The organism is Bacteroidota bacterium, assembly GCA_030706565.1.
Classification (GTDB): domain Bacteria; phylum Bacteroidota; class Bacteroidia; order Bacteroidales; family JAUZOH01; genus JAUZOH01.
Window position 1 is genome coordinate 1 of record JAUZOH010000325.1, and the last position, 4,261, is coordinate 4,261.

Annotated in this window: 3 protein-coding genes; all 3 read left to right on the top strand. The window is 38.3% G+C overall.

Features of this window, described 5'->3' with window-relative positions; all coding sequences use genetic code 11:
• Positions 1-1,887, top strand: a 1,887-nt coding sequence (locus tag Q8907_13375; GenBank protein ID MDP4275262.1) for an IPT/TIG domain-containing protein, incomplete at its 5' end; no start/stop codon positions are given.
• 280 nt (positions 1,888-2,167) lie between these two features.
• Positions 2,168-3,334: a glycosyl hydrolase gene (locus Q8907_13380; GenBank protein MDP4275263.1), complete on the top strand. Its 1,167-nt coding sequence runs from the start codon at positions 2,168-2,170 to the stop codon at positions 3,332-3,334.
• A 527-nt stretch (positions 3,335-3,861) separates the two neighbouring features.
• The coding region (locus tag Q8907_13385; GenBank protein MDP4275264.1) for a glycosidase at positions 3,862-4,261 on the top strand (400 nt) is incomplete at its 3' end.

Genomic DNA, 4,261 nt, shown 5'->3' on the forward strand with positions numbered 1-4,261 from the left:
GATAACATAGTGATTGATGCTTCTGCCTTTGGGTCAAGAACTTCCACGCTTATAACTATTACAGTACCCCAAAATGCTATGCCCGGTATAGTAACGTTGAAAACTCCTTCGGGTGATATCGTCACAAAAACGCATTTGAGCTTCCTGGAACCCATTTCTATAGCAAGCTTTTCACCCACTTCACTAAAAGCAGATTCTGTATTGACCATCACTGGTGATTATCTGAATTTAGTCAAGCAGGTTATTTTTAAGGATAGGGTAATCGTGAAGGATTCTATGTTTATCAGCCAAAGCCGGCAAGAAATTAAATTAAAGTTGCCTGCTGAAGCACAAACGGGAAAAATTGCGGTTTCTAATGGAGCCAGTGATCCGGTAATTGTTTATTCCACAACCGATTTGACAGTCAAACTTCCCGGGATCACAACTATTGAACCCAATCCGGTAAAGGCTGGTACTGAACTTACTATTAACGGTACAAACCTTGATTTGGTCAAAACTGTTATTTTTGGGGGCAATAAAATAGTGGCCTCATTTATCAGTCAATCTCTCACAAAATTGGTGTTAAAAGTTCCAACTGATGCTCAAGATGACACGGTTAAAGTTGTGCCAGCCTCAGGGGTAAATGTAAAATCTGGCGTTCCATTGAAAATGGTTGTTCCCACAGTTAGCGTTAGTCCTTTGACTGTTAAAAACGGATCAGACATAACTGTAACTGGGACAGATTTAGATTTGATTGATCATGTAGTATTTGGCGGGAATAAACTGGGCACTATAAAGACAGGTGGAACTTCAACCCAAATTTTAGTGACAGTTCCTAATGATGCAGTTAGTGGTGAAGTCGATTTTGTTACCAAAGCAAACACAGTAAAAGGGCCTTCACTTACGATCATCAGTCCTGTGTTCAGTTCTTTTTCGCCTGAATCATCAAGGTCTAATGCAGATATAGTTATTACAGGTACAGATCTTGATCTTGTTACTGATGTTGTATTTACGGGTGGGATTAAAGGTATTATTGGAACAAGAAGTTCTACTCAAATAACAGTTACAGTTCCGGTGGGTGCTAAATCTGGCAATATAACATTACTGGCAATTAATGGAAGCCAAGTTCAATCACCTGCAGCTTTCACTCTTAATGCCAACTTGCCTATAATAACCTCATTTACTGAAGCAAAAGGCACACCTGGTAAAATTTTAACATTGAATGGAACTAATCTCTCACTTATAAAACAGATGATTTTCCCGGGGAATATTGTAGCCACTGATTATGGTACAAAAACTGATACAAAGGTTGAGGTATATGTACCTTCTAACGAAGATTATTGTGGTCTGGGGCAAATTTCAATGTTAACCTACGAGGGTGATCAAGGTTTAACGCCTCAAATATTTATTGGAACTGTTGATCCTGTTGCCGATCCTACCAAAATAATTGTTGATGGTACCAATACTGCCATACCTGGTGATTGGGGCGGGAATATAGAGGTTGTGAATGCTCCTACCCAATCCGCCTATTTTGGAAATGTGGTCCATGGAAAAGCAACAGCTCTGACGGGTTGGGCATGGATATGGGGAAATAACTGGTATTCTTTCCCATCTGTTCCCTCATCCGATTATGTATTAAAAATGGACGTTAAAATCACAAAACCACTAGGTGGATCAAATGTCCATTTCCAAATGGAGTTAGGTGGAAATCGTATTGATTTGGGCTCTTTTGGTACTCCTCCCACCGATACTACAAATGGCTGGATAACTGTTACATATGACTTGTCTTCTTTAGGCGGTATTACCATACCTTCCGGTGGGGAGTGGGGAATTAATTTCTGGTATGCAACCGGTGCTGTTGACATTTCAGGTTTATACATGGACAATTTACGTTTCGAACATAAATAACTAATTCCATTGTTAGTTAATATTTAAGGTATGGGGTTATCTATCAGAGAAGGTGACAAGATAATCCTATACTTTTAAACGATTTTATTATAACAGCACATAAAAAGCAGGGGCAATAATTGACCATTTATTTCTGATATCATTGTCTTATACCCTCTGACTAATTCTTATAAATGAAGCGTGGAATTAATTAAAAGCTGGCTTCAATCTAATCAATGTTGATTTTATAAGTGGTTTAACTAACCACAGAATGATGTTTGAAATATAAATTTGTGTTAGGATGAAAAAATATATAACAATTATTATGTTTAGAAAAATTCTGGTTTTTTCTGTTTTCAGTGCAATAGTATTAATAAATGACCAATGTTATTCACAATCAAAGATATCAGCGCAGGTCAGAAAAAATTTAGTTGATAAGAATGCAAGTGCTCAAACTGTTGCCTTGTATTATAATTTAAAAGCCATTGCCAGAAATTATACCATTTTTGGGCAACAGGATTATGCCTCCGATGGCAAGGGATGGAAAAACCTTGAAAACCGTTGCGATGTAAAAGATGTTTGTGGCTCTTATCCTGCCATTAATTGCTTGGATTTCCTGCACTTTACCAATCCTGTGACAAGTGAGAAAAAAGATAACAGTTATCTTACCCGTTTGATGCATCAAACTTATGATCGCGGAGGAATCATATCCTTTTGCTGGCATTATTATAATCCCGTTACCGGAGGTTTGTTTTATGATACCACCGAAGTGGTTAAAAACATTTTGCCTGGCGGTTCACACCACGAAGTCTTTAAGAAAAGTTTAAAAATCATTGCCAACTTTGCCCATAATGCCAAAGGAAAGAATGGAGAGCTGATACCAATCATTTTCAGGCCCTGGCATGAATTTGACGGGAACTGGTTCTGGTGGGGCAAAAGCCATTGTACTGCCCAGGAGTTTAAGGAATTATACCGTTTTACAGTGATTTATCTCAGGGACAGCCTTCACGTACACAATTTCTTATATGCTTTTTCCCCCGATTGTAAATTCCATTCCGAAGCCGATTATTTAAAAAGATATCCCGGAGATGATTATGTAGATATTTTGGGTATGGACAATTATTGGGATTTCACACCAAATGGGGAAGGATTGAAAGGTGTTATTCTTAAGGCAGGAATAATTACAAAATATGCCCAAAAGAAAAATAAACTGGCAGCCCTTACAGAGACCGGACTTGCCAATCTTCCCGATACAACCTGGTATACAGAACGTTTATTGAAAGTTTTAAAAGATAAAAATGTCAGACTGGCTTATGTCAACGTATGGAGAGGGGAGTATGTACCTTATCCGGGACATCCGGCCTGCAAAGACTTTATTAAATTCCGCAACGATCCTGTGATTTTGTTTGAATCGGATTTGCCGGATATGTACCTCATGAACAAAAAATTAAATATTAAAAAGAACTAATCAATCCTGATATCATTTCTTAATGTAACAGAGAATATCAGAATATTGACGATAAAGAAATTTTATGCGTTATATTCAAATAGTAATTGTTTTTCTTTTTTGTGCTTCATGCTGTACACAAAAATCCAGGGTAAAGGAAACTGTTGACAGTCACGCGACAAAAGAAACAAAATTTTGTTTAAAAATCTGTAAGGGTTTAGGGAAAATGGTATTATGTTCGGTCATCAGGATGACCTGGCGTATGGCCTGAAATGGAAGTACCGGCAAGATAGTTAAGATGTAAAATTGTTGGGGCGATTATCCCTCTGCAAAGGATTATTTGGATGAAAAAAACACTTTTTTAAAGTGATTTAATGGGAATGAATTATCCAAATGAATGATTGCTCAAAACTGAAGTTTAGTTCAGTTAAAAGTTTAGAATACCTGGCTTCGGGCCGGGGGATCAATCATTATAGAAAATAAACCGGGTCAGTTCTGATGTTGCATCAGGGTGAATTATAGTTGATCCTGGGAAAAATAGGAATATGATGACAATCAAATTTGAGTCAAGGTTAAAAGAACTTATTACGGATTATGAAGAGTTGGTTACCAGGGAGAATGAAATTGAGGAACCAGACAATGGAATTTTTGACAGATATAAATATCCTGTGCTCACCGGGGCACATACCCCATTATTCTGGCGCTATGACCTGAATCCGCAGACCAATCCCTTTCTGATGGAGCGGTTTGGGATCAATGCAGCGTTTAATGCGGGAGCGATAAAACTGGAGGGGAAATACTTGCTGATAGCCAGGGTGGAAGGTGTAGACCGCAAATCTTTTTTTGCGGTGGCCGAAAGCCCCAATGGAGTGGATAACTTCAAGTTTTGGGATTATCCGGTTAGTATGCCGGAGACGGAGGAGCCGGATACGAATGTGTATGACATGC

Excerpts from the sequence above, each read along its gene's own strand:
- Q8907_13380 (MDP4275263.1), top strand. The coding sequence starts at position 2,168 with ATGAAAAAATATATAACAATTATTATGTTTAGAAAAATTCTGGTTTTT.